Source organism: Streptomyces sp. NPDC041968, assembly GCF_055589025.1.
Genome location: NZ_JBVJCB010000001.1, coordinates 562,799 through 582,703 on the forward strand (window position 1 = coordinate 562,799; position 19,905 = coordinate 582,703).

Sequence of the window (19,905 nt, forward strand, 5' to 3'; positions counted from 1 at the left end):
ATGAACGTCCGCCGTCGCAGCAGCGCCGCGGCCCTGGCCGCCATAGCCGTGATCGGCGCCGCCGCCGCGCCCGCGGTCGCCGCCGATCCGTCACCGTCCGCCTCCGCGTCCGCCCCGGCCACGTCCGGGTCCTCCGGGCTGTACGGCACCGCCGACCCCCAGTACGACGGCGTCTGGCGGCAGTCCCTCGCGCTGCTCGCCCAGGACACCGTGGGCGTGGTCCCGTCGCCGGCCGCCGTGGAGTGGCTCACCGGGCAGCAGTGCGCGAGCGGCGCCTTCGCCCCGTACCGGGCCGACCCGGCCAAGGCCTGCGACGCCAAGACCATGGTCGACACCAACAGCACGGCTGCCGCCGTCCAGGCGCTGTGGGCCGTCGGCGGGCACGGCGACGTCGTCGAGTCCGCCCTCGAGTGGCTGAAGTCCGTGCAGAACGAGGACGGCGGCTGGGGCTACACCCCCGGCGGCCCCAGCGACGCCAACTCCACGTCCGTCGTCATCGGCGCGCTGACCGCCACGGAGAGCGACCCCGAGCAGGTCGTCAAGGACGGCAGGTCGCCGTACGACGCCCTGCTGACGTTCGCGCTGCCCTGTGCCGCGGACAAGGGCGCGGGCGCCTTCGCCTTCCAGCCCGACAAGGACGGCAAGCTGCTCGCCAACGCGGACGCGACGGCCGCCGGTGTCCTCGGCGCGCTCGGCAAGGGCCTGGTCACCGAGGCCGGTGCGAAGTCCGCCGCCGCCACCTGCACCGACGCGAAGAAGCCCACCCGCGAGCAGGCCGCCGCGAACGGCGCCGCCCACCTCGCCGCGGCCGTCGCCGAGAAGGGCCACCTCACGTCCGCCCTCGGCGGCTCCGCCGACCAGCCCGACTACGGCAACACCGCCGACGCGGTCGTCGCACTCGCCGCGCAGGGCGGTGCCGACCAGGCGGCGAAGCCGCTGGCGTGGCTGGAGAAGAACAGCGCCAAGTGGGCCGCGCAGAGCGGCCCGGCCGCCTACGCCCAGCTGATCCTCGCCGCCCACGCCACCGGCACCGACCCGCGTGCCTTCGGCGGCACCGACCTGGTGGCGGCGCTGAACGCGACGGGTCCGAGCCCGCAGGGCGGCAAGGTGAGCGACAGCGCCACCGCGAGCGACGAGGACGGTGCGAAGGAGAACGACGAGAAGGACGACTCCGGCTTCGGCGTCTGGTGGTTCGTCGGCGTCTGCCTGGTCTTCGGCATCGGCGTCGGCTTCCTGCTGAGCGGCCGCAACAAGAAGCGGCAGCCGTGAGGCGCCGCGTCGTCCTCCTCTTCCTGGCCGCGTTCCTGCTGATCGGGACCGCGGGCCAGGCGCAGGCCGCCGGTTACCGCTACTGGTCCTTCTGGGACCGCGACGGCGACCGGTGGATCTACGCCACCCAGGGCCCGTCCCTCGTCCGCCCCTCCGACGGCGACGTCCAGGGCTTCCGCTTCTCGGTGAGCGAGAACTCGGACGACGCGGCCCAGCCGCGCGGCACCGCCGGCTTCGCGTCGATCTGCGCGAAGACACCGGCCGAGGACGGCAGCAAGCGCGTCGCCCTCGTCCTCGACTTCGGCACCGCGTCCGACGCCCCGGCCGGCGAGAACCCACCGGCTCCGCGCACGGCCTGCGCCCGGGTCTCCCCCGACGCGACGACGGCCGACGCCCTGGCCGCCGTCGCGGGCCCCCTGCGCTACGACACCAACGCCCTGCTGTGCGCCATCGCGGGGTACCCGAAGGCGGGTTGCGGCGACCAGGTGTCGGGGCAGGGGCAGAAGCAGGAGGGGAAGAAGGAGCAGCCGACGGCGACGGCGGCCGCGGACGGGACGAGTACCCGGGACGACGACGGCCCCTCGGTCGGCCTCTACGCGGGCATCGCCCTGGTGGCGGTCCTCGCCGGAGCGGCGACCTGGCAGGCGAGGCGGCGCCGGAATGCCACCGACTGACCCTGCCCCCGGCACCCCGGCGCACGTCCCGGCCGCGGGCGGTCGCACCGCCGCGACCCGGGCGGAGGCCGGATACGCACCCGCCGGGGAGGCTCCGGCGGCCCGGGCGGGCGGCCCCGCCCCCCGCCACCGCCCCGAGAGCCTGCACCCCGGCGCCTGGTGGCTCTGGGCGCTGGCCCTCGGCACCGCCGCCACCCGCACCACCAACCCCCTCCTCCTCGCCCTCCTCGTCACCGTCTCCGCCTACGTGGTCATCACCCGCCGCCCCCACGCCCCCTGGTCCCGCTCCTACGGCGCCTTCGTCAAGCTCGCCCTGGCCGTCCTGGTCATCCGCCTGCTGTTCACCACCGTCCTGGGCTCCCCCATCCCCGGCACGCACACCCTCTTCACCCTCCCCGAAGTCCCCCTCCCCGACTGGGCGCAGGGCATCCGGCTCGGCGGCCGGGTCACCGCCGAGGGCCTCGCCTTCGCGCTGTACGACGCGATGAAGCTGGCCGCCCTCCTGGTCTGCGTGGGCGCCGCGAACGCCCTCGCCAACCCCTCCCGCCTCCTCAGGTCCCTCCCCGGCGCCCTGTACGAGATGGGCGTGGCCGTCGTCGTGGCCCTCACCTTCGCCCCGAACCTCATCGCCGACGTCCAGCGCCTGCGCGCCGCCCGCCGCCTGCGGGGGCGACCCGACAGGGGTGTGCGCGGCCTGCTCCAGGTCGGACTCCCGGTGCTGGAGGGCGCGCTGGAGCGCTCCGTCGCCCTCGCCGCCGCGATGGACGCCCGCGGCTACGGCCGCACCGCCCAGGTCCCCGCCCCCGTACGCCGGACCACCGCCGCGCTCACCCTGGGCGGCCTGCTCGGCGTCTGCGCGGGGACGTACGGGCTGCTGACCGCCGCGGGCGGCACGTACGGCGTCCCGGTGCTCGTGCTCGGCGTCGCCGCGGCCCTGGCCGGGCTGTGGCTCGGCGGTCGCCGGACCGTTCGCACCCGCTACCGCCCCGACCGCTGGGACGCCCGCGCCTGGCTGGTCACCGCCTCCGGCGTCGCGGTCGCGGCCCTGATGTTCCTCGCCGCCGCCCGCGAGCCGGCTGCCCTGCACCCCGGAGTGGTCCCCCTGGTCGCCCCCACCCTGCCACTGTGGCCGGCGGCGGCCGTACTGATCGGCCTGCTTCCGGCGTTCGTCGCCCCCGCCCCCGATCCCGTACCCGCCAAGGAGTCGTCGTGATCCGCTTCGAGGACGTGTCGGTCACGTACGACGGCGCGGCCGCGCCCACCGTCCGGGGCATCGACTTCGAGGTTCCCGAAGGCGAACTCGTCCTGCTCGCCGGTCCGTCCGGCGTCGGCAAGTCCACCGTGCTCGGTGCCGTCAGCGGCCTCGTGCCGCACTTCACCGGCGGCACGCTGAGCGGCCGGGTCACCGTGGCCGGCCGCGACACCCGCACCCACAAGCCGCGCGAACTCGCCGACGTGGTCGGCTCCGTCGGCCAGGACCCGCTCTCCCACTTCGTGACGGACACCGTCGAGGACGAACTCGCCTACGGCATGGAGTCCCTCGGCCTCCCTCCGGACGTGATGCGCCGCCGGGTCGAGGAGACCCTCGACCTGCTGGGCCTGTCCGACCTGCGGGCCCGCCCGATCGCCACGCTCTCCGGCGGCCAGCAGCAGCGCGTCGCGATCGGCTCGGTCCTCACTCCGCACCCCGAAGTGCTCGTCCTGGACGAGCCGACCTCGGCCCTGGACCCGGCCGCGGCGGAGGAGGTCCTGGCCGTCCTCCAGCGCCTCGTCCACGACCTCGGCACGACGGTCCTGATGGCCGAGCACCGCCTGGAGCGGGTCGTCCAGTACGCCGACCAGGTCGTCCTGCTCCCGTCCCCCGGCGCGGCCCCGGTCCTCGGCCCGCCGGCCGAGGTGATGGCCGTGTCCCCGGTGTACCCGCCGGTGGTGGGGCTGGGCAGGCTGGCGGGCTGGTCGCCGCTGCCGCTGACGGTCCGGGACGCCCGGCGCCGTGCGGCCCCGCTGCGGGACCGGCTGGCCGGCCGGGAGATCCCGGGCCGCACGCCGCCGGCCGCCACGCTCCCGGCACCCCCCGCTCCCCGCCGGCGGTGGCGCGGCGGGGCTGCCCCGCGGACGCCCTCCGCCCCCGCCCCGTACGCCGCCGAGGTCCGTTCCCTGGCCGTCCGCCGCGACCGGATCCAGGCGCTGCGCGACGTCGACCTGACCGTCTCCCCCGGCGAGACGGTCGCCCTCATGGGCCGCAACGGCGCCGGGAAGTCCACCCTCCTGTCCGCCCTCGTCGGCCTCGTCGAGCCGTCCTCGGGCTCGGTGCGGACCGGCGACGCCGTACCGCACCGCACCTCCCCCCGGGATCTCGTCCGCCGGGTGGGCCTGGTTCCGCAGGAGCCGCGCGACCTGCTGTACGCCGACACGGTCGCCGCCGAGTGCCGGGCCGCCGACCGGGACGCGGAGGCGGCCGAGGGCACCTGCCGCGCCCTGCTGACGGAGCTGCTGCCCGGCGTCACCGACGACACCCACCCCCGTGACCTCTCCGAGGGCCAGCGCCTCACCCTCGCCCTGGCCGTGGTCCTGACGGCCCGCCCGCCGCTGCTGCTCCTGGACGAGCCGACGCGCGGCCTGGACTACGCGGCCAAGGCCCGGCTGGCCGGTGTCCTGCGCGGCCTGGCCGCCGAGGGCCACGCGATCGTGCTGGCCACGCACGACGTGGAGCTGGCCGCCGAGCTGGCCGACCGGGTGGTCCTGCTCGCCGAGGGCGAGGTGATCGCCGACGGTCCGGCGGCGGACGTCGTGGTGGCCTCGCCGTCCTTCGCGCCGCAGGTCGCCAAGGTGCTGGCACCGCGGAAGTGGCTGACGGTCGCCCAGGTGCGGGAGGCCCTGGCATGACCGGCGCCGGCACCGCTCCCCGTGACCGCCAGGCCCGCGCCGTCCGCCTCGGCCCCCGTTCCGTCGCCGCCCTCGTGCTGGTCAGCGCGGTGGGGGTGGCGGGCTTCGGCTGGCCCTTCCTCGCGCCGCCGGACGCCTCGGTCAACGCCCACACCCAGGACGCGCCGTGGCTGTTCGCGGGTGTCCTGGTGCTCATGGTGGCGGTGGTCGCGGCGACGATCTCGGAGTCGGGCCTCGGCCCCAAGGCCGTGGCGATGCTCGGCGTGCTGGCGGCGGCGGGCGCGGCGCTGCGCCCCATCGGCGCGGGGACGGCCGGTCTGGAACCGATGTTCTTCCTGATGGTGCTGAGCGGCCGGGTCCTGGGCCCCGGCTTCGGCTTCGTCCTCGGCTCGGTCACCATGTTCGCGTCCGCGCTGCTCACGGGCGGGGTGGGCCCGTGGCTGCCGTTCCAGATGCTGTCGATGGGCTGGTTCACGATGGGCGCGGGTCTGCTGCCCTTCCCCGACCGGTTGCGCGGCCGTGCGGAGCTGCTCGTGCTCGCCGCGTACGGCTTCCTGGCCGCGTTCGCCTACGGCACGGTGATGAACCTCGCGGGCTGGACCTTCATGAACAGGCTCGCCTCGAACATCGCCTTCGACCCGGACGCGTCCGTCCCGGACAACCTGGCCCGCTTCGTCGCCTACTGCCTGGCCACGTCCCTCGGCTGGGACGGGGGCCGCGCCGCCGTGACGGTGGTCCTGACCCTCGCGCTCGGCACGCCGGTCCTGAAGGCGCTGCGCCGGGCCACCCGCCGGGCGGCCTTCGAGGCGCCGGTCGCCTTCGAGCGGCCGACGAGGTGAACCGCCCCCCGTGACCGCGGGCGCCGACCGGCGCCGGCCCCGCGCCCGCGACGCCGGTCGCGCCGCGGGGCGGGGCCTTCGTAGGGGGCGGCGCGCGCACGGGAGGACGGTGCGCCGGGTGCGCCTACGGGAGGACGATGTCGCGGCCGGGTCCGCCGTCGGCGGTGTCCTTGCCGGGGCCGCCACCGACGAGGTCGTCGCCGCCTTCGCCGTGCAGCATGTCGTCGCCGGGGCCGCCGAGGAGGATGTCGCGGCCGTCCCCGCCCATGGCGTGGTCATCGCCGGAGCCGGCGTACACGGCGTCGTCGCCGCCGTAGCCCTCGATCATGTCGTCGCCCGCGCCACCCCACATCCGCTGGTTCTCGCCGTCACCCATGAGGTGGTCCATGCCGTCGCCGCCGTGCAGCACGGCGGGCCCCATGACCATGTCGTCCCCGTCACCGCCCAGCACCGTGCGCGCCGTGTGGGCGTGCAGTTCGTCGTCACCGGAGCCACCGCTGACGGTGCCGACCCCGGGGGTGAAGGCGGCGACCGTGTCGTCGCCGTCGCCGAGGTGGATGTCGATCCGGTCGGGACGGGGGCCTTCGGCGGGCAGTTCGCAGACGACGGCGGTGGTGTCCTCGGGCGAGGAGTGCGCGCAGTGGTCGCCCGGTTGGAGCGGTACCACGTCGCGGAAGCCGATCCGCTGGATGCCGTCGCTGGTGTACATGAAGAAGACGTTGAGGTCGTTGGTGTGGCCCGCGGCGGCCGTGAAGACGATCGACTGGGTCTCCCAGTCGGCTCCGACGCGGGACTTCGCCTCGGCGGCGCTCGCGGCGGTCGCCGGGCCGAGGGCGAGGCCGGCGGTGCACAGGGCCACGACGAACGCGCCGACGGCGGTTCGGTTTCGGTTCATGGAACCTCATCTCGATGGAGTGACGGTTGACCGAACGGCTTGCGTGGTGCTGGCGGGGACTCGGCCGTGACGGCGGTCTCCTCTGCCGGCCCGGATGCGCGGGACCGTGAACTGACGCGGCGTCATGGTAAGCCGTTGCCCCTCCGGATGCGATGGGTGGGACTCGACGGCATGGAGTGGTTCCGGAGTCGCCGTGGGAGGGGCCGACGCCCGATTCGGGAGGGGCTGATGCCCATTTCGGGAGGGGCGCCGGCGCCCGCACCAGGGCGGATTCCCCGACCGCGACCCACCCCCGTGATCAAGTTTGTCTGTTTCATTGACATTTCACTGAGGAGTCGTCACTTTGGGAGCGCTCCCATTACAGCCTTGCCTCTGGAAGGAGTTCCCCCCACATGCGCACAACGAGTCCGTTAACCGGGCGTTCTCGGTCGGCCCTCCGCCGGCCTCTCCAGGCGCTCGTCATGCTGTTCGCCGTGGTCGCCGGCGCCCTGGCCTGGTCGACCCCCGCCCAGGCCCACGGCACCATCGTCGGTCCCGCCACCCGCGCCTACCAGTGCTGGAAGACGTGGGGCAGCAACCACACGAACCCGGCCATGCAGACCCAGGACCCCATGTGCTGGCAGGCCTTCCAGGCCAACGCCGACACCATGTGGAACTGGATGAGCGCCCTCCGCGACGGCCTCGGCGGCCAGTTCCAGGCGAAGACCCCCGACGGGACGCTCTGCAGCAACAACCTGTCGAGGAACGCCAGCCTGAACAAGCCCGGCCAGTGGAAGACCACCAACGTCGGCAACAACTTCTCGGTGCAGCTGTACGACCAGGCGTCCCACGGTGCCGACTACTTCAAGGTCTACGTGAGCAAGCAGGGCTTCGACCCCAAGACCCAGACCCTGGGCTGGGGCAACCTCGACTTCATCACGCAGACCGGCCGCTACGCCCCGGCGCAGAACATCACCTTCCCCGTGCAGACCTCCGGGTACACCGGACACCACATCGTGTTCGTGATCTGGCAGGCCTCGCACCTCGACCAGGCGTACATGTGGTGCAGCGACGTGAACTTCGGCTGAGCCGAGGAGCGCCGCGCACGGCACCGGCCTTCGCCGGGCGCCGGTGAGCCGCCCGCCCGGCAGACCGAGCCCCGTCGGGGCAGGGGCCCCCAGGCCACCTGCCCCGACGGGGCTTCCGCGCTCGGGCTTCCGCGCTCGGGCTTCCGCGCTCGGGGTTCCGTGACGCGGGGACGGGACGCGGGTTCAGGCGGGAGTGGTCCGGAACCGCCGCCGGTACTCCGTCGGGGTCGCGTCCAGGCGCCGGCGGAACGCCCTGACCAGGGTGTCGACGGTGCCGAAGCCACAGGCGGAGGCGATCCGTTCCAGGGTGGCGTCGGTCGATTCGAGCTGATGGCGGGCCGCCTCGACGCGGGCCGACTCGATGTAGGCGTGCGGGGTCGTGCCGAGTTCGGTCTTGAAGATCCGGGTGAGCTGGCGGTCGCTGACGTGCGCGCGGGCGGCGAGGTCCGCGACGGTGAGCGGTTCGGCGAGATGGCGCATGATGTGGTGCCTCAGCTCCTCGACCCGCCGCGTGGCGGAGACCCGCTCCAGGGGGACGCTGAACTGACTCTGCCCGCTCGGCCGCTTCAGGTACATCACGAGCTGCCTGGCGACGCGCAGGGCGACGTCCTCGCCCAGGTCGTCGGCGATCAGGGCGAGCGAGAGATCGAGGCAGGCGCTGATGCCCGCGCCGGTCCAGACGTCACCCTCGCGGATGAAGATCGGGTCGGCGTCGACCTCGACGGCCGGATGGTCCTCGGCGAGCCGCCGCGCGGTCGACCAGTGGGTGGTGGCGCGCTTGCCGTCGAGCAGCCCGGCCGCCGCCAGGATGTGCGCCCCGACGCAGACGGACGTCACCCGCCGGGAGCGGGCGGCGAGTTGCCGCACCCGCTCCACCACGCCGGGGTCGGTGAGCGGGTGCACCCGGCCCCGGTCGTCCACCTCGACGGCGCCGGGCACGATCAGGGTGTCGACGGCCCTGGTGCGCAGCTCGCCGAAGGTGGTGTCGGGCAGGACGCGGACCCCCGCGCCGGTGGTGACCGGGACCATGGTCTCGGCGGCGAGGACGACGTCGTAGCCCGCCGCCTCGTCCGTCTCGCGCCGGGCCAGGGAGAACACCTCCGGCGGCCCGGTGACGTCGAGCAGGTCGACGCCCTCGAAGAGGACGACGACGATCAGACGGCTGACGGTGCGCACCGGACCCCCCGTACTCGGCACCAGCGATGTCGGTATCTGCAGGTTAGACGACATTGCCGACGCCACCGGACCGGCCGTAGCGTCATGAGCGCAGGTCACCGCGTCGGTGAACTGCCCATCCCGACACGCGACTCAAGGCGGTCCCCCATGCCCAGAACCACGCTGCGACAGCTCAACGGCCTCGACGACACCCCGGCGAAGCTCGCCGACTCGACCCTGGTCCTCATCGACTACCAGAACACCTACACGACCGGCGTGATGGAACTCGACGGCTGGCAGGACGCGCTCGCCGCCGGCGCCCGGCTCCTCGCGCGGGCCCGCCAGGAGGGCGCGAAGGTCGTCCACGTCGTCAACGACGGCGGCGAGGGCACCCCGTACGACGTCCGGGCCGAGATCGGCGCGATCCACCCGAGCGTCGCCCCGCTCGACGGGGAGCCCGTCGTCGTCAAGAAGGCCCCGAACGCCTTCGTCGGCACCGACCTGGACCGGCACGTCGACGCCGCGGGCCACGGCGACCTCGTCCTCGCCGGCTTCATGACGCACATGTGCGTCGCCTTCACCGCCCAGGGCGCCTTCCTGCGCGGCAACCGCCCCACCGTCGTGGCCGACGCCTGCGCCACCCGCGCGCTGCCGGTCGCGGGCACGGAGGTGGACGCCCGCCAGGTGCACCACGCCGCTCTCGCCACCATCGCCGACCTGTACGGGGTCGTCGTCCCGTCGCAGGAGGAGCTCGTCTGACGAGGCCGTCTCCGGGGACGGGGTCCCGGCACGGTCCGCGCACTCGAACCACACGGTCTTGCCGCCCTCGGGGCCCGGCCCCACGCCCCACTTGTCGGCGACCGCGTCCAGCAGCACCAGCCCCCGGCCGCACTCCGAGTCGTCGCGCACCGGCACGGCGAGCACGGGCTGCCGGGGACTGCCGTCCGCCACCTCGACCCGGACCACGCCGCCCGTCTGCCGCAGCAGCAGCAGCGTGCAGCGGCGGTCCGGGACATGGCGTACGACGTTGGCGAGCAGCTCCGTCACGCCGAGTTCGACGGCGTCCGTCACGCCGGCGAGGCCCCACTCGGCGAGGAAGGAACGGACGATCCGCCGCACGTGCCGGGCGGAGTGCGCGCCGGCCGTGAAGCTCATCCGGTACTGGTCGGCGCAGCGGTGACCCACGAGGGCCGAGGGAAAGTATTCGTTCACGGCACGAGCCTGACGTCGGACGACTACCGTGGGCTACCGCACGGATACAACCGGTTCCGGAGTGGACCGAGTTGTGCGAGAGGGGGCTCTGCGCATGACCCACATCAACGTCCTCGACCCGGACGCCTCGCCGCTGGACTACTACGGCTTCGAACTGCGCCGCTACCGCGAGGCCGCCGGACTGACCCAACGGCAGCTCGGGGACATCGTCAACTACACGGGCTCGCTGGTGGGCCAGATCGAGACGGCCCGGAAGCTGCCGACGCGCGAGTTCAGCGAACGCGTGGACGCGGCTCTGGGGACGGGCGGATTGCTGTCACGGTTGATCGACCTGGTGATGCGCAGTCAGGTTCCGGCCTGGTTTCAACAGGTGGCCGAGTTGGAGGCGCGTGCCGTGGAGATCTGCGCCTTCCAGACGCACATGGTTCACGGCCTGCTCCAGGTCGACGCTTACGTACGAGCCGTACTCGGCACACTCGACCCGACCGGCCTCGACGACCGCACCGCAGTACGGCTGGCTCGCCAGCGAATCTTCCAGAAGGAGGAGCCACCGGTCTTCTGGACAGTAATCGGCGAGGCAGCGCTGCATCAGGAGATCGGCGACCGGGCAACGATGCGCGGTCAACTGGCCCACCTGTTGTCGTTCGAAGCCAATCCCCGGATCAACGTCCAGGTGCTGCCGTTCTCTGTGGGAGAGCACGCGGGGCTACAAGGCTCGTTCACCCTCTTCCGCTTCGCTGCGGACGCGGCCATCGTCTACACGGAGGGGTACGGCAGCGGGCATCCGACGGCCAACCCGGACACCGTCAGGGACTGCTCGCTCCGTTACGATCATCTTCGGGCCGCCGCGCTCTCCCTCAAGGACTCGGCGGAGCTGATCCGCCGGGTGATGGAGGAACGCTATGGGGAGCAAGGCGATGCCGACGAGGATCCAGTGGCGTAAGTCCAGCTACAGCGGCGATCAGGGCGGTGAGTGCATCGAATGCGCCCCCCTCGGCCCGCTCGCCTGGCGTAAGTCGTCGTACAGCGGCGACCAGGGCGGCAACTGCCTCGAGGTCGCCGCACTCCCCCACCACGCCACCGTCGCCGTCCGTGACTCCAAGACCCCGGCGGGGCCGGTCCTCACCCTGAGCCCCGCCACCTTCACCGCCTTCGTCGGGTGGGCCTCCACCCCGGAGTGATCTGACCGGGACCGATCAACTAATCTGTTCGATTTCTCGTCTACGCACGTGCACCCGCCGTGCCCGCCGATGAAACCGAACGGATTCCCCGACCGTGGTCCCTGCCGAACTCGCCGTCGCCCTCCCCGAGGGGCGTACGGGCAGACCCCCGCGCGGTGCCCTGCGTGCCTTCGGGCACCGGCATCGCGTGCCGCTGCTCGCGACCCTGCCCACCCTCCCGCTGTACGCGGTGTGGTGGGCGTTTCTCGCCACCGGCGGGGGTGACCTCGCCGCGCAGGTGGCGTGGACGGACTTCGTCACGCGGCACGGCGGTTCGCCGTACGGACTGTTCTGGTACGGCGGAGTGCACACCGCGAACTACAGCGTGATCTCGCCGTATCTGATGGCCGTGTTCGGCGTGCGCACCGTCACCCTCGTCTCCGGGCTGGCCGCCGCCTGGCTGGCGGCCGTGCTCGTCGTACGGACCGGTGTACGCAAGCCCGTGTGGGTGGCCCTGCTCGCCTCGCTCGCCCTGTGGTGCAACGTCGCCTCGGGGCGCACGACCTTCGCGCTCGGCCTCGCCTTCGGGCTGGCCGCGTGCCTGGTGCTGGTCCGGGAGCGGCGACTGGTCCTCGCCGCCGGGTACGCGGCCCTGGCCACCATGGCGTCGCCGGTGGCCGGGCTGTTCCTGGCCGTCGTCGGGGCGGGCTTCCTGCTCGTACGGGACCGGGGGCGGGCCCTGGTGCTGCTGGTACCGCCCGCCGCCGTCGTCGGGCTCACCACGCTGCTGTTCCCGTTCAGCGGGGAGCAGCCGATGCCCGCCTCCCGGATATGGCCACCGGTCGTGCTCGGTCTCGCCGTGGCGGCGCTGGCCCCGCGCGACTGGCGGGTCGCCCGGTGGAGCGGGGCCGTGTACGCGGCCGGGACCGTGCTGACGTACCTCATACCCTCCGCCGTCGGCACGAACGTCGAGCGGTTCGCGGAGTACTTCGCGCCTCCCGCGTTGCTCGCGGCGCTGCTCGGCACGGACCGGGCGCGGCGGGTCGCGCGGGGTCTCCTGGTCGTCGCGCTCGTCTTCTCCGTGGGGTGGACGGTGAAGAAGACCGACGACGACCTGCGGGAGTACACGGTGGTGCCCGCCTGGGCGGCCGAGACGGACGGGGTCGTGCGGGCGCTCGACGGGTTCGGCGCCGACCGCACTCGGGTGGAGGTGGTGCCCGCGCGCGACCACCGCGAGGCCGCCGGGCTCGCCCCGCACGTCAACCTGGCCCGCGGCTGGAACCGGCAGCTGGACGTGGAACGCGCCCGCCTCTTCTACGACGGCACCTTCTCCGCGACCACGTACCGGCAGTGGCTGGACCGCTGGGCGGTCGGCTTCGTCGTGCTCCCGGCCGCCAAGCCGGACGGCCCCGCCGAGGCCGAGGCGGCCCTCGTGCGGGACCCGGCGCTGCGCCCCGACTGGCTGGAGCCCGTCTGGCAGGACGCGCACTGGAAGGTGTTCCGGGTGCGGGACGCCGTACCGCTCGTCTCCGAGCCCGGCACCGTCGTGACGACGAGCAGCACCGACCTGGTGCTCCACGTGGACCGGCCCGGCCCGGTGACCGTGCGGGTCGCCTGGTCGCCGTGGCTGCGGGCCGACGGCGGGTGCCTCGCCCGGGACGGCGAGTTCACCCGCCTGACCGTCGAGGCACCCGGCGCGTACCAGCTCAGCTCCCGGTACGGTCCTTCGCCGGCGACGGAGGATCGCTGCTGAGCCCCTCGGCGGGCCGCACGGAGTCCTCGGCCGGGGGCCGGGCGGGCGCGGGGACGGCCTGTGCGTCCGGGGTGGCCTTCTCGGCGGCCGTCGCCGTGACCACCCGGGCCCTCGGGCCCTGGAACAGGTAGGCCAGGCCGAAACCGGCGGCGACCACGGCCGCCCCGCCCACCGCGTCCAGCAGCCAGTGGTTGCCGGTCGCCACGATGGCCGCGGCGGTGAAGGTGGGGTGCAGGAGGCCCAGGGCCTTCATCCACATCTTCGGGGCGATGACCGCGATCGCCACCCCGCACCACAGCGACCAGCCGAAGTGCAGCGACGGCATCGCCGCGTACTGGTTGGTGAGGTGGGTCAGGGTGCCGTAGTCCGGCTTGGTGAAGTCCTGCACGCCGTGCACCGTGTCGATGATGCCGAGGCCCGGCATCAGCCGCGGCGGCGCCAGCGGGTACAGCCAGAAGCCGACCAGGGCCAGCAGCGTGGTGAAGCCGAGCGACGCGCGGGCCCAGCGGTAGTCGACGGGGCGGCGCCAGTACAGGACGCCCAGGACCGCCAGCGGGACGACGAAGTGGAACGACGTGTAGTAGAAGTCGAAGAAGTCCCGCAGCCAGCCGACCTTCACGACGGCGTGGTTGATCGCGTGCTCGACGTCGATGTGCAGGAAGCGTTCCAGGTCCAGGATCTGCCGGCCGTGCTCCTCGGCGCGCTCCCGGCCCGCCGAGTTGCTGCCGCCGGTCGCCGCGAGGCGGACCTTGGAGTACGCGGCGTAGGTGACCCGGATGAGGAGGAGTTCCAGGAGGAGGTTGGGGCGGGTGAGGACCCGGCGCAGGAACGGCAGCAGGGGGACGTGCTTGAAGCGGGTGGGGACCGGTGGCGCGTAGCTCGTGGGGACCGGCGCGTCGAAGTACGGCGAGGTGCGGGACAGGAACGGCACGGCGACGGCGGCGGCCAGGGCCGCGAGCAGGATCACGTTGTCGCGCAGCGGGTACAGGGCCGCCATGTTCGGCAGCATCATCTTCGCCGGCAGCGTCATCACCAGGACCACGGCGACCGGCCAGACGTACCGGTCGGAGGCGCGCTTGCCGACCCGGCCCACCACCGCGAGCAGCACCCACAGGAGCTGGTGCTGCCAGGCGGCCGGGGACACCGCGACGGCGGCGCAGCCCGTGACGGCGACGGCGAGCAGCAGCTGGCCGTCCCGGGCGTAGCGCACGGCGCGGCGCAGGGCGAGAGTGGCGACGGCCGCGCCGAGCAGCAGGAAGAGGGCGATCTCCAGGGGGCCGGTGAGCCCGAGCCGCAGCAGCGCGCCGTGCAGGGACTGGTTGGCGAGGTCGTCGGCCGCGCCGCCGAGGCCCACGCCGGCCAGGTGGTGCACCCAGTAGGTGTAGGAGTCCTCGGCCATGGCGGCCCACGCGACGGCCGTGCAGGCGAGGAAGGTGACCCCGGTGGACACGGCGGCCCGTCTGCGGTCCGTGAACCACAGCAGGGGGACGAACAGGAGCACGGTCGGCTGGAACGCGGCGGCGACCCCGATCAGCACGCCGCCGACCCGGTCGGCGTGCTCGCCGCGTACGGCGAAGCAGCCCAGCAGGACGAGCAGGACCGGGATGATGCTGGTCTGGCCGAGCCACAGCGCGTTGCGCACGGGCAGGGACAGCATCATCAGGCTGACGGCGACCGGCGCCGCCAGCAGCGCCGTACGGCGGCCCACCGGCTTCGGCAGGGCGCGGGCGGCGACCAGCCCCAGGGCCACCACGAGCAGCAGCGAGCCGAAGGTCCAGCCCCAGCCGAGGGCCTGTTCGGCGGCGCGGGTGAACGGTTTGAGGACCAGCCCGACGAACGGCGTGCCGGTGAACTGCGTCGAGTCGTACAGCGAGCCCTCGACGTGCAGGACTCCGTGCGGCCCGACCCAGGTCTCCAGATCCGTCAGCCGTTCCCCCCGCGGGGTGCTGAGGACCGCCGCCAGCTGTCGTACGACGAGGAGGGCGGCGACCAGCCACAGCCCGAGGCGCGCGGCCCGCAGCCGTGCTCTGGTCGCATCGACGGCCGGGGCTCCGAAAGCCTCCGCCGGTCGCCCACTGTGCTCCGCATTCGCCACGCCTCGTCGGCCTCCCGCCCCGCTCCCACCGCGCCCGTGTACGCGATGTGTTGTTCCTGCGAACCCTATGAGGCTCGCACCGCCCCCGGAGGGAGACGCAGGCAACCCCCGCTCAACCTGACCGCCGCCCGCCTTTCGCTCCGTTTTTTCTTCAGCCCACCGGTCATGCGTTCGACCGGTGACGGGGCGGAGCGGATGCGGACACCTCCCCCAGGAGCGAGAAGGATCACAGGTCACAGGGGGTGGAGGCGGGCCGTGACGCGGGGACGTCCCTGCGTGCACGCCCTTTCGGTGCACAGTGCAACGATAAGCGTACCGGGCGTAAGCGGCGCATCAGCGCCTATGGTCGTTTTCTGCCCGCGGCCGTGTGCCGCGGGCTTCTTCCGGCCCGGCGACAGCGCCGCCGTGCGGGTCGTGGCGTCCCTGTTCCCGTCGAAAGGTAGGCGAGCGAAGTCTTGTCGGCTGCCCCCGTCGCCGCTCACCCGTCCCGCACGAGCCCCGCTTCCCCGCCTCGCGCCGCCGCGCCCACCGTCACCGACCCCGCGCTCGTCCGGCGTGCCGTGAAGGCCGCGGCGCTCGGCAACGCGATGGAGTGGTTCGACTTCGGCGTCTACAGCTACATCGCCGTGACGCTAGGCAAGGTCTTCTTCCCGTCGGGCAACCCGACCGCCCAGCTCCTCTCCACGTTCGGCGCCTTCGCGGCGGCCTTCCTGGTGCGGCCGATCGGCGGCATGGTCTTCGGTCCCCTCGGGGACCGGGTGGGACGGCAGAAGATCCTCGCCCTCACGATGATCATGATGGCGGCCGGCACCTTCGCCATCGGGCTGATCCCGTCCTACGCGACGATCGGCGTCTGGGCGCCGGTGCTGCTGCTCGTCGCCCGGCTGGTGCAGGGCTTCTCCACCGGGGGCGAGTACGCGGGCGCGTCCACCTTCATCGCCGAGTACGCGCCGGACAAGCGGCGCGGGTTCCTGGGGAGCTGGCTGGAGTTCGGCACGCTGGCCGGGTACATCGGCGGCGCCGGGCTGGTGACGCTGATGACGGCGCTGCTCTCCGACGGCGACATGACGTCCTGGGGCTGGCGCATCCCGTTCCTGATCGCGGGGCCGATGGGCATCATCGGGCTGTATCTGCGGATGCGGCTGGAGGAGACGCCGGCCTTCGCCGCCGAGGTCGAGAAGGCGGAGGCGACCCGGCCCAAGGTGCCGCTGCGGGAGATGGTCACCGGGCAGTGGAGGGCGCTGCTGCTCTGCGTCGGCCTGGTGCTGGTCTTCAACGTCACCGACTACATGCTCCTGTCGTACATGCCCAGCTATCTGACGAGCGAGCTGAAGTACGACGAGACGCACGGGCTGCTGGTCGTGCTGGCCGTGATGGCGCTGATGATGGTCGTCCAGCCGTTCGCCGGCGCGCTGACCGACCGGATCGGGCGCCGCCCGGTCATCGCGGCGGGCTGCGCGGGCTTCCTGCTCCTGTCCGTCCCCGCGCTGCTGCTGATCCGCGAGGGCAGCCTGCTCGCCGTGGGGCTGGGTATGGCGGCGCTCGGCCTGCTGCTGGTCTGCTTCACGGCGTCGATGCCGTCCGCGCTGCCCGCGCTGTTCCCGACGCGGGTGCGGTACGGGTCGCTGTCGATCGGCTTCAACGTCTCGGTCTCGCTGTTCGGCGGGACGACGCCGCTGGTGGTGACGGCCCTGATCGGGGCGACGGGCGACATGATGATGCCCGCGTACTACATGATGGCCGCGGCCGTCGTCGGCGGTGTGGCGGTGTGGTTCATGTCGGAGTCGGCCGGGCGCCCGCTGCCGGGATCGGCCCCGGCGGTCGAGGCGGTCGAGGAGCGCGCGACCACCGCGTGAGTCCGCGCCGGCGCCGCCGGCGGGAGGCCCGTCCTCACGCCTCGTGGTAGAAGCCGACGTTGACGCTGCGCGGCTCCACCCGGTCCTGGACCAGGATCTCGCCGCTGCCGCCCCGGGGCAGCCCCACGGTGTCGCCGTAGCCGACCGGCCGGGCGTACCCGGCGACGGTGAGCCGGACCTCGGAGGAGGGGTCCGGCTGGGAGCCCCGCAACCAGGTCAGCTGCCACGTGCCGTCGGCTCCGCACCGGAACTCCAGGTGCACCCGGGAGACGAACAGCCAGTCGTCCGGCGTCGACAGCCGGCACACGGACTTGTCCCGGCCCACCCGCAGCACCGCTCCCGGCTCGCTGGGCGCCTCGGCCATCTGCATGCCGGCCGTGGCACCCGCGTCCGCCGCGGTCACGGCGGCCATGGTGAGTTCGAGCACGTGCGCTCCTTCCCTCGTCGCCGCCGCATAGTAGATCGGTCGGGGGTGCGGTGTCCGGCACAATGGGGTCATGACCGAGCGAAAGCCCCCGGGCGTCGACTTCGAGTCCTTCGTCGACAAGCAGATCCGCGACGCCGAGGCACGCGGTGAGTTCGCGCAGCTGCCCGGCGCGGGCAAGCCCCTGCCGAGCGAGATCGACAGCACCTACGACGAACTGTGGTGGGTCAAGAGGAAGATGGCCCGTGAGGGCTTCTCCGTGCTCCCCCCTACGCTCGCGCTGCGCAAGGAGGCGGAGGACGCCCTGGAGGCGGCCGCGAAGGCCCCGTCGGAGCGGGTGGTCCGCCGCATCGTCGAGGAGATCAACGTCAAGATCCGCGACGTCATGTTCAAGCCGCCGCCCGGCCCCCCGCTGGGTCTGAAGCCCTACGACGTCGAAGAGGTCGTACGGCGGTGGCGGGAGGGCCGGGCGGCGGAGCGGTGACGCCCACGCGTCACAGGTGCATCAGGCGGTCCGCCAGCTCGCGGTAGTCCCGCAGGGCCAGGCGGAGCTGTTCGGTGTCGGTGCTCGTCGCGCGGTCGTCCGCGCCGGTGTCGTGCCAGGACGTGCGCAGGGTCGTGCGGCGGTGCGTCACCGCGTCGGCGAGACGGGCGGCGATCTCCTCCAGGACGCGGTCGGCCTCCTCCACGGAGGCGCGCGGCGCGTCGACGAAGCCGGCCACCGCGTGGTGGAGGCGCTGACCGAACTTGTCCAGCTCGTCGTGCGGGAGGAGCGCGCCGTCACCGTGCGCCGGCCGGTGTTCGGAGGCACGGTCGGGGCCGTCGGACCGTCGGCCCGGGGTGTGCTCCGGACCGTCGGCCCCCAGGCCGGAGGTGCGGTCCGGACCGTCGGCCCGTGGACCGGAGGTGTGCTGCGGACCGTCGGATCGCAGGCCCGGGGTGGTCTCGCTCCGGGTGCCCGCCGCGTGATCGGCGCGCGCTCCCAAAGCCGGCTCCGTCGGCTGCGGCGGCGGTGTGGTGCCCAGGGCCGTCTCGCCTCGGGCGTCGGGGGTCTGCCTGTCTCGCTCGACGGGGATGCCGCCGGTCTGCCGGGTCACATCGGACATGTGGCTCAACTCTCCTTCGGCTGGCGCTTGTTGAACGACCAGGTGTGCTGGGTACGGGTGGCCGGAGCCCGGCCGTCGCCCTCGGCTCCGACACGGTGCCGGCTGCCGTCGTGGCGGGAGGAGTCCACCAGTTCCTCGAAGAGCGCGCGGGCCGCGACCATGGCCTCGCGCATCTCCTCCGTGCCCGCGCCGCTGTCCTGCGCGCCGTCCACCCGCGCGTGCGTCACGCGGTGCACGCGCCGGTAACCGTCGACGTGGTGGGCGTGGTGCACGGACAGCGCCGCGAGCTGCTCCTCGTACTGCCCGCCGTCCGGGAAGCCCCGGGTACCGGCCAGCTCGGCGAGCAGCCGGTCCGCCTCGCCGACCGCTTCGCGCGGGGAGTCGACGAAACGCTCCTGGGCCGCGGTCCACCGCGCCTCGTAACGCTCGCGCTCGGCCGGCTCCAGCGACCTGATGTGCAGCGAACCGTGCCGCTCCACGCGCTCGGCCAGCTCGCGCTCGGCGGCCTTGGTGTCGCCGTCGTGCCGGGCCACGGCCCGGTCGTACTCGGGCCCGAAGCGACGCTTCAGGCTTCCGCCGTGCTGGGGGCCCCGCGCGCGCCGGGCCAGTACGGCCGCTACGACGAGCACGGCGGCCACGATCACGATCAACGCGATGATCACGCCTGTGGACATGAGTGCCTTCCGGGTTCTCGGCCCTGACCGGCTCTCCGAACGGGCCGGTTCGCTGTCCGGGTTGCCTCCAAGTCCCCCCGTAAACAGCGCACGGGAGGCGCCGACGGCGCACCGGTGGGAAAATACGCTTGCGCCGGGAGCCGGCCCCCTCCTGACAATGCCGGTCATGACCTGGACCGTCGCCCCCGAACCCCACGACTCCCCCGTCGCCGCCGCCCTGTGGCGGGCGTACTACACGGAGGTCAGCGACCGCTGGTACCTGCTGCACGAGGGTCGGCCCACCGATCCCGCCGAGCTGGAGCGCGAGATCGCCGCGCACTCGGGTGCCGACCTCGTGCCGCCGCGGGGGCGGTTGCTCGTCGCCCGGTACGACGGTGAACCGGCCGGCACCTCGGGCGTACGGCTGCGGGACGACACCACCGCCGAGCTGACCCGGGTGTTCCTGTACGCGGGCATGCGCGGCCGGGGTGGCGCTGCGCTGCTCGTGCGGGCCGCCGAGGACGCCGCACGGGCGCTCGGGGCCTCGCGGATGGTCCTCGACACCCGGGGGGACCTCGTCGAGGCCCGAACCCTGTACGCGCGGCTCGGCTACACGGAGACCGAGGCGTACAAGGAGGACCCGTACGCCGAGCACTGGTTCGAGAAGCGGCTGGCGCACGCCGCCTGACGGGAAGTCAGCCTCTCACTCTGGACGGTGTGACCGGATATGCCTGTTTCCACGTCTGCGGGAAGCCGGTGTTCGGGGGCGTGCGCGCGCAAGTGTGGAGAAGATCTGCATAATCCTTGGAGTTCGCGAGGGGAGTCGCGAGGGGAGGGACGAACGCGTGGAACAGCAGAAAG

19 protein-coding genes and 1 pseudogene are annotated in these 19,905 nt (G+C 73.4%); 13 read left to right on the forward strand and 7 right to left on the reverse strand.

Annotation, left to right across the window (positions count from 1 at the left end; all coding sequences use genetic code 11):
- Genes ACZ6EG_RS02595 through ACZ6EG_RS02615 form a run of 5 tightly spaced genes read left to right on the forward strand, consistent with a single transcriptional unit; the run spans position 1 to position 5,668 of the window.
- On the forward strand, positions 1 to 1,269 hold the full coding sequence (locus ACZ6EG_RS02595) for a prenyltransferase/squalene oxidase repeat-containing protein (RefSeq protein WP_469600896.1): 1,269 nt from the start codon (positions 1 to 3) through the stop codon (positions 1,267 to 1,269).
- Positions 1,266 to 1,943, forward strand: coding sequence for an SCO2322 family protein (locus ACZ6EG_RS02600; RefSeq protein WP_391967812.1), 678 nt, complete (start codon positions 1,266 to 1,268; stop codon positions 1,941 to 1,943). The genes ACZ6EG_RS02595 and ACZ6EG_RS02600 overlap by 4 nt, the downstream gene beginning before the upstream one ends.
- Positions 1,930 to 3,156: an energy-coupling factor transporter transmembrane component T gene (locus ACZ6EG_RS02605; RefSeq protein WP_391967813.1), complete on the forward strand. Its 1,227-nt coding sequence runs from the start codon at positions 1,930 to 1,932 to the stop codon at positions 3,154 to 3,156. The genes ACZ6EG_RS02600 and ACZ6EG_RS02605 overlap by 14 nt, the downstream gene beginning before the upstream one ends.
- Entirely contained in the window at positions 3,153 to 4,829 is a 1,677-nt protein-coding gene (locus tag ACZ6EG_RS02610) for an ABC transporter ATP-binding protein (protein WP_469600900.1), read from the forward strand. The genes ACZ6EG_RS02605 and ACZ6EG_RS02610 overlap by 4 nt, the downstream gene beginning before the upstream one ends.
- The gene (locus ACZ6EG_RS02615; protein WP_469600903.1) at positions 4,826 to 5,668 is read left to right on the forward strand and encodes an ECF transporter S component; all 843 of its coding nucleotides are present in this window, start codon (positions 4,826 to 4,828) and stop codon (positions 5,666 to 5,668) included. Before ACZ6EG_RS02610 ends, ACZ6EG_RS02615 begins: the two co-directional genes overlap by 4 nt.
- Positions 5,669 to 5,792: 124 nt before the next feature.
- Here ACZ6EG_RS02615 and ACZ6EG_RS02620 read toward each other — a convergent pair whose 3' ends face one another.
- Positions 5,793 to 6,563 carry a calcium-binding protein gene (locus ACZ6EG_RS02620; protein ID WP_391967816.1) on the reverse strand — a complete coding sequence of 257 codons (771 nt, stop codon included), beginning with the start codon at positions 6,561 to 6,563 and terminating at the stop codon, positions 5,793 to 5,795.
- 392 nt (positions 6,564 to 6,955) lie between these two features.
- Between ACZ6EG_RS02620 and ACZ6EG_RS02625 the strand changes: the two genes are divergently transcribed.
- Positions 6,956 to 7,630 (forward strand): lytic polysaccharide monooxygenase auxiliary activity family 9 protein, encoded by a 675-nt coding sequence (locus tag ACZ6EG_RS02625; RefSeq protein WP_469600908.1) that lies wholly within the window; start codon positions 6,956 to 6,958, stop codon positions 7,628 to 7,630.
- Positions 7,631 to 7,813: 183 nt separating this feature from the next.
- Here the strand turns inward: ACZ6EG_RS02625 and ACZ6EG_RS02630 are convergent, their stop codons facing one another.
- Positions 7,814 to 8,806 (reverse strand): GlxA family transcriptional regulator, encoded by a 993-nt coding sequence (locus tag ACZ6EG_RS02630; RefSeq protein WP_469600911.1) that lies wholly within the window; start codon positions 8,804 to 8,806, stop codon positions 7,814 to 7,816.
- Between the two features lie 147 nt (positions 8,807 to 8,953).
- Here ACZ6EG_RS02630 and ACZ6EG_RS02635 point away from each other — a divergent pair, with 147 nt between their 5' ends.
- Positions 8,954 to 9,544 (forward strand): cysteine hydrolase family protein, encoded by a 591-nt coding sequence (locus ACZ6EG_RS02635; RefSeq protein ID WP_469600914.1) that lies wholly within the window; start codon positions 8,954 to 8,956, stop codon positions 9,542 to 9,544.
- 39 nt (positions 9,545 to 9,583) lie between these two features.
- Here the strand turns inward: ACZ6EG_RS02635 and ACZ6EG_RS02640 are convergent.
- A pseudogene (locus tag ACZ6EG_RS02640) lies at positions 9,584 to 9,997 on the reverse strand (ATP-binding protein); the annotation flags it as partial.
- Between the two features lie 94 nt (positions 9,998 to 10,091).
- On the opposite strand from ACZ6EG_RS02640, the gene ACZ6EG_RS02645 reads away from it, so the two are divergent.
- The 3 genes from ACZ6EG_RS02645 (at position 10,092) to ACZ6EG_RS02655 (ending at position 12,910) form a co-directional block, all read left to right on the forward strand.
- Positions 10,092 to 10,940 carry a helix-turn-helix domain-containing protein gene (locus tag ACZ6EG_RS02645; protein ID WP_469600916.1) on the forward strand — a complete coding sequence of 283 codons (849 nt, stop codon included), beginning with the start codon at positions 10,092 to 10,094 and terminating at the stop codon, positions 10,938 to 10,940.
- Entirely contained in the window at positions 10,915 to 11,178 is a 264-nt protein-coding gene (locus ACZ6EG_RS02650; RefSeq protein WP_391967820.1) for a DUF397 domain-containing protein, read from the forward strand. The genes ACZ6EG_RS02645 and ACZ6EG_RS02650 overlap by 26 nt, the downstream gene beginning before the upstream one ends.
- A 94-nt stretch (positions 11,179 to 11,272) precedes the next feature.
- Entirely contained in the window at positions 11,273 to 12,910 is a 1,638-nt protein-coding gene (locus ACZ6EG_RS02655; RefSeq protein WP_469600920.1) for a hypothetical protein, read from the forward strand.
- Here the strand turns inward: ACZ6EG_RS02655 and ACZ6EG_RS02660 are convergent.
- On the reverse strand, positions 12,864 to 15,005 hold the full coding sequence (locus ACZ6EG_RS02660) for a bifunctional glycosyltransferase 87/phosphatase PAP2 family protein (protein WP_469600923.1): 2,142 nt from the start codon (positions 15,003 to 15,005) through the stop codon (positions 12,864 to 12,866). The genes ACZ6EG_RS02655 and ACZ6EG_RS02660 overlap by 47 nt on opposite strands.
- Positions 15,006 to 15,460: 455 nt before the next feature.
- On the opposite strand from ACZ6EG_RS02660, the gene proP reads away from it, so the two are divergent.
- A complete protein-coding gene (gene proP, locus ACZ6EG_RS02665; RefSeq protein ID WP_458417695.1) occupies positions 15,461 to 16,861 on the forward strand; it encodes a glycine betaine/L-proline transporter ProP in 1,401 nt (466 codons plus the stop codon).
- Between the two features lie 34 nt (positions 16,862 to 16,895).
- On the opposite strand, the gene ACZ6EG_RS02670 is transcribed toward proP, so the two are convergent.
- Complete coding sequence (locus ACZ6EG_RS02670; RefSeq protein ID WP_391967824.1) at positions 16,896 to 17,288, reverse strand: hypothetical protein; 393 nt, start codon at positions 17,286 to 17,288, stop codon at positions 16,896 to 16,898.
- 70 nt (positions 17,289 to 17,358) lie between these two features.
- On the opposite strand from ACZ6EG_RS02670, the gene ACZ6EG_RS02675 reads away from it, so the two are divergent.
- Positions 17,359 to 17,769, forward strand: coding sequence for a DnaJ family domain-containing protein (locus ACZ6EG_RS02675; protein WP_391967825.1), 411 nt, complete (start codon positions 17,359 to 17,361; stop codon positions 17,767 to 17,769).
- A 10-nt stretch (positions 17,770 to 17,779) separates the two neighbouring features.
- Here ACZ6EG_RS02675 and ACZ6EG_RS02680 read toward each other — a convergent pair whose 3' ends face one another.
- Both ACZ6EG_RS02680 and ACZ6EG_RS02685 read right to left on the reverse strand, forming a co-directional pair.
- Positions 17,780 to 18,391 (reverse strand): hypothetical protein, encoded by a 612-nt coding sequence (locus ACZ6EG_RS02680; RefSeq protein ID WP_391967826.1) that lies wholly within the window; start codon positions 18,389 to 18,391, stop codon positions 17,780 to 17,782.
- Between the two features lie 5 nt (positions 18,392 to 18,396).
- Entirely contained in the window at positions 18,397 to 19,065 is a 669-nt protein-coding gene (locus tag ACZ6EG_RS02685) for a hypothetical protein (RefSeq protein WP_391967827.1), read from the reverse strand.
- A gap of 166 nt (positions 19,066 to 19,231) precedes the next feature.
- Here ACZ6EG_RS02685 and ACZ6EG_RS02690 point away from each other — a divergent pair, with 166 nt between their 5' ends.
- Positions 19,232 to 19,732, forward strand: coding sequence for a GNAT family N-acetyltransferase (locus tag ACZ6EG_RS02690; protein WP_391967828.1), 501 nt, complete (start codon positions 19,232 to 19,234; stop codon positions 19,730 to 19,732).
- Positions 19,733 to 19,905 lie beyond the last annotated feature (173 nt).

Bases quoted from the DNA above. Each gene is read 5' to 3' on its own strand.
- ACZ6EG_RS02595 (WP_469600896.1), top strand. From the start codon at position 1: ATGAACGTCCGCCGTCGCAGCAGCGCCGCGGCCCTGGCCGCCATAGCC.
- ACZ6EG_RS02690 (WP_391967828.1), top strand. From the start codon at position 19,232: ATGACCTGGACCGTCGCCCCCGAACCCCACGACTCCCCCGTCGCCGCC.
- ACZ6EG_RS02620 (WP_391967816.1), bottom strand. From the start codon at position 6,563: ATGAACCGAAACCGAACCGCCGTCGGCGCGTTCGTCGTGGCCCTGTGC.
- ACZ6EG_RS02645 (WP_469600916.1), top strand. From the start codon at position 10,092: ATGACCCACATCAACGTCCTCGACCCGGACGCCTCGCCGCTGGACTAC.
- ACZ6EG_RS02605 (WP_391967813.1), top strand. From the start codon at position 1,930: ATGCCACCGACTGACCCTGCCCCCGGCACCCCGGCGCACGTCCCGGCC.
- ACZ6EG_RS02685 (WP_391967827.1), bottom strand. From the start codon at position 19,065: ATGTCCACAGGCGTGATCATCGCGTTGATCGTGATCGTGGCCGCCGTG.
- ACZ6EG_RS02675 (WP_391967825.1), top strand. From the start codon at position 17,359: ATGACCGAGCGAAAGCCCCCGGGCGTCGACTTCGAGTCCTTCGTCGAC.
- ACZ6EG_RS02635 (WP_469600914.1), top strand. From the start codon at position 8,954: ATGCCCAGAACCACGCTGCGACAGCTCAACGGCCTCGACGACACCCCG.
- ACZ6EG_RS02625 (WP_469600908.1), top strand. From the start codon at position 6,956: ATGCGCACAACGAGTCCGTTAACCGGGCGTTCTCGGTCGGCCCTCCGC.
- ACZ6EG_RS02680 (WP_391967826.1), bottom strand. From the start codon at position 18,391: ATGTCCGATGTGACCCGGCAGACCGGCGGCATCCCCGTCGAGCGAGAC.
- ACZ6EG_RS02615 (WP_469600903.1), top strand. From the start codon at position 4,826: ATGACCGGCGCCGGCACCGCTCCCCGTGACCGCCAGGCCCGCGCCGTC.
- ACZ6EG_RS02650 (WP_391967820.1), top strand. From the start codon at position 10,915: ATGCCGACGAGGATCCAGTGGCGTAAGTCCAGCTACAGCGGCGATCAG.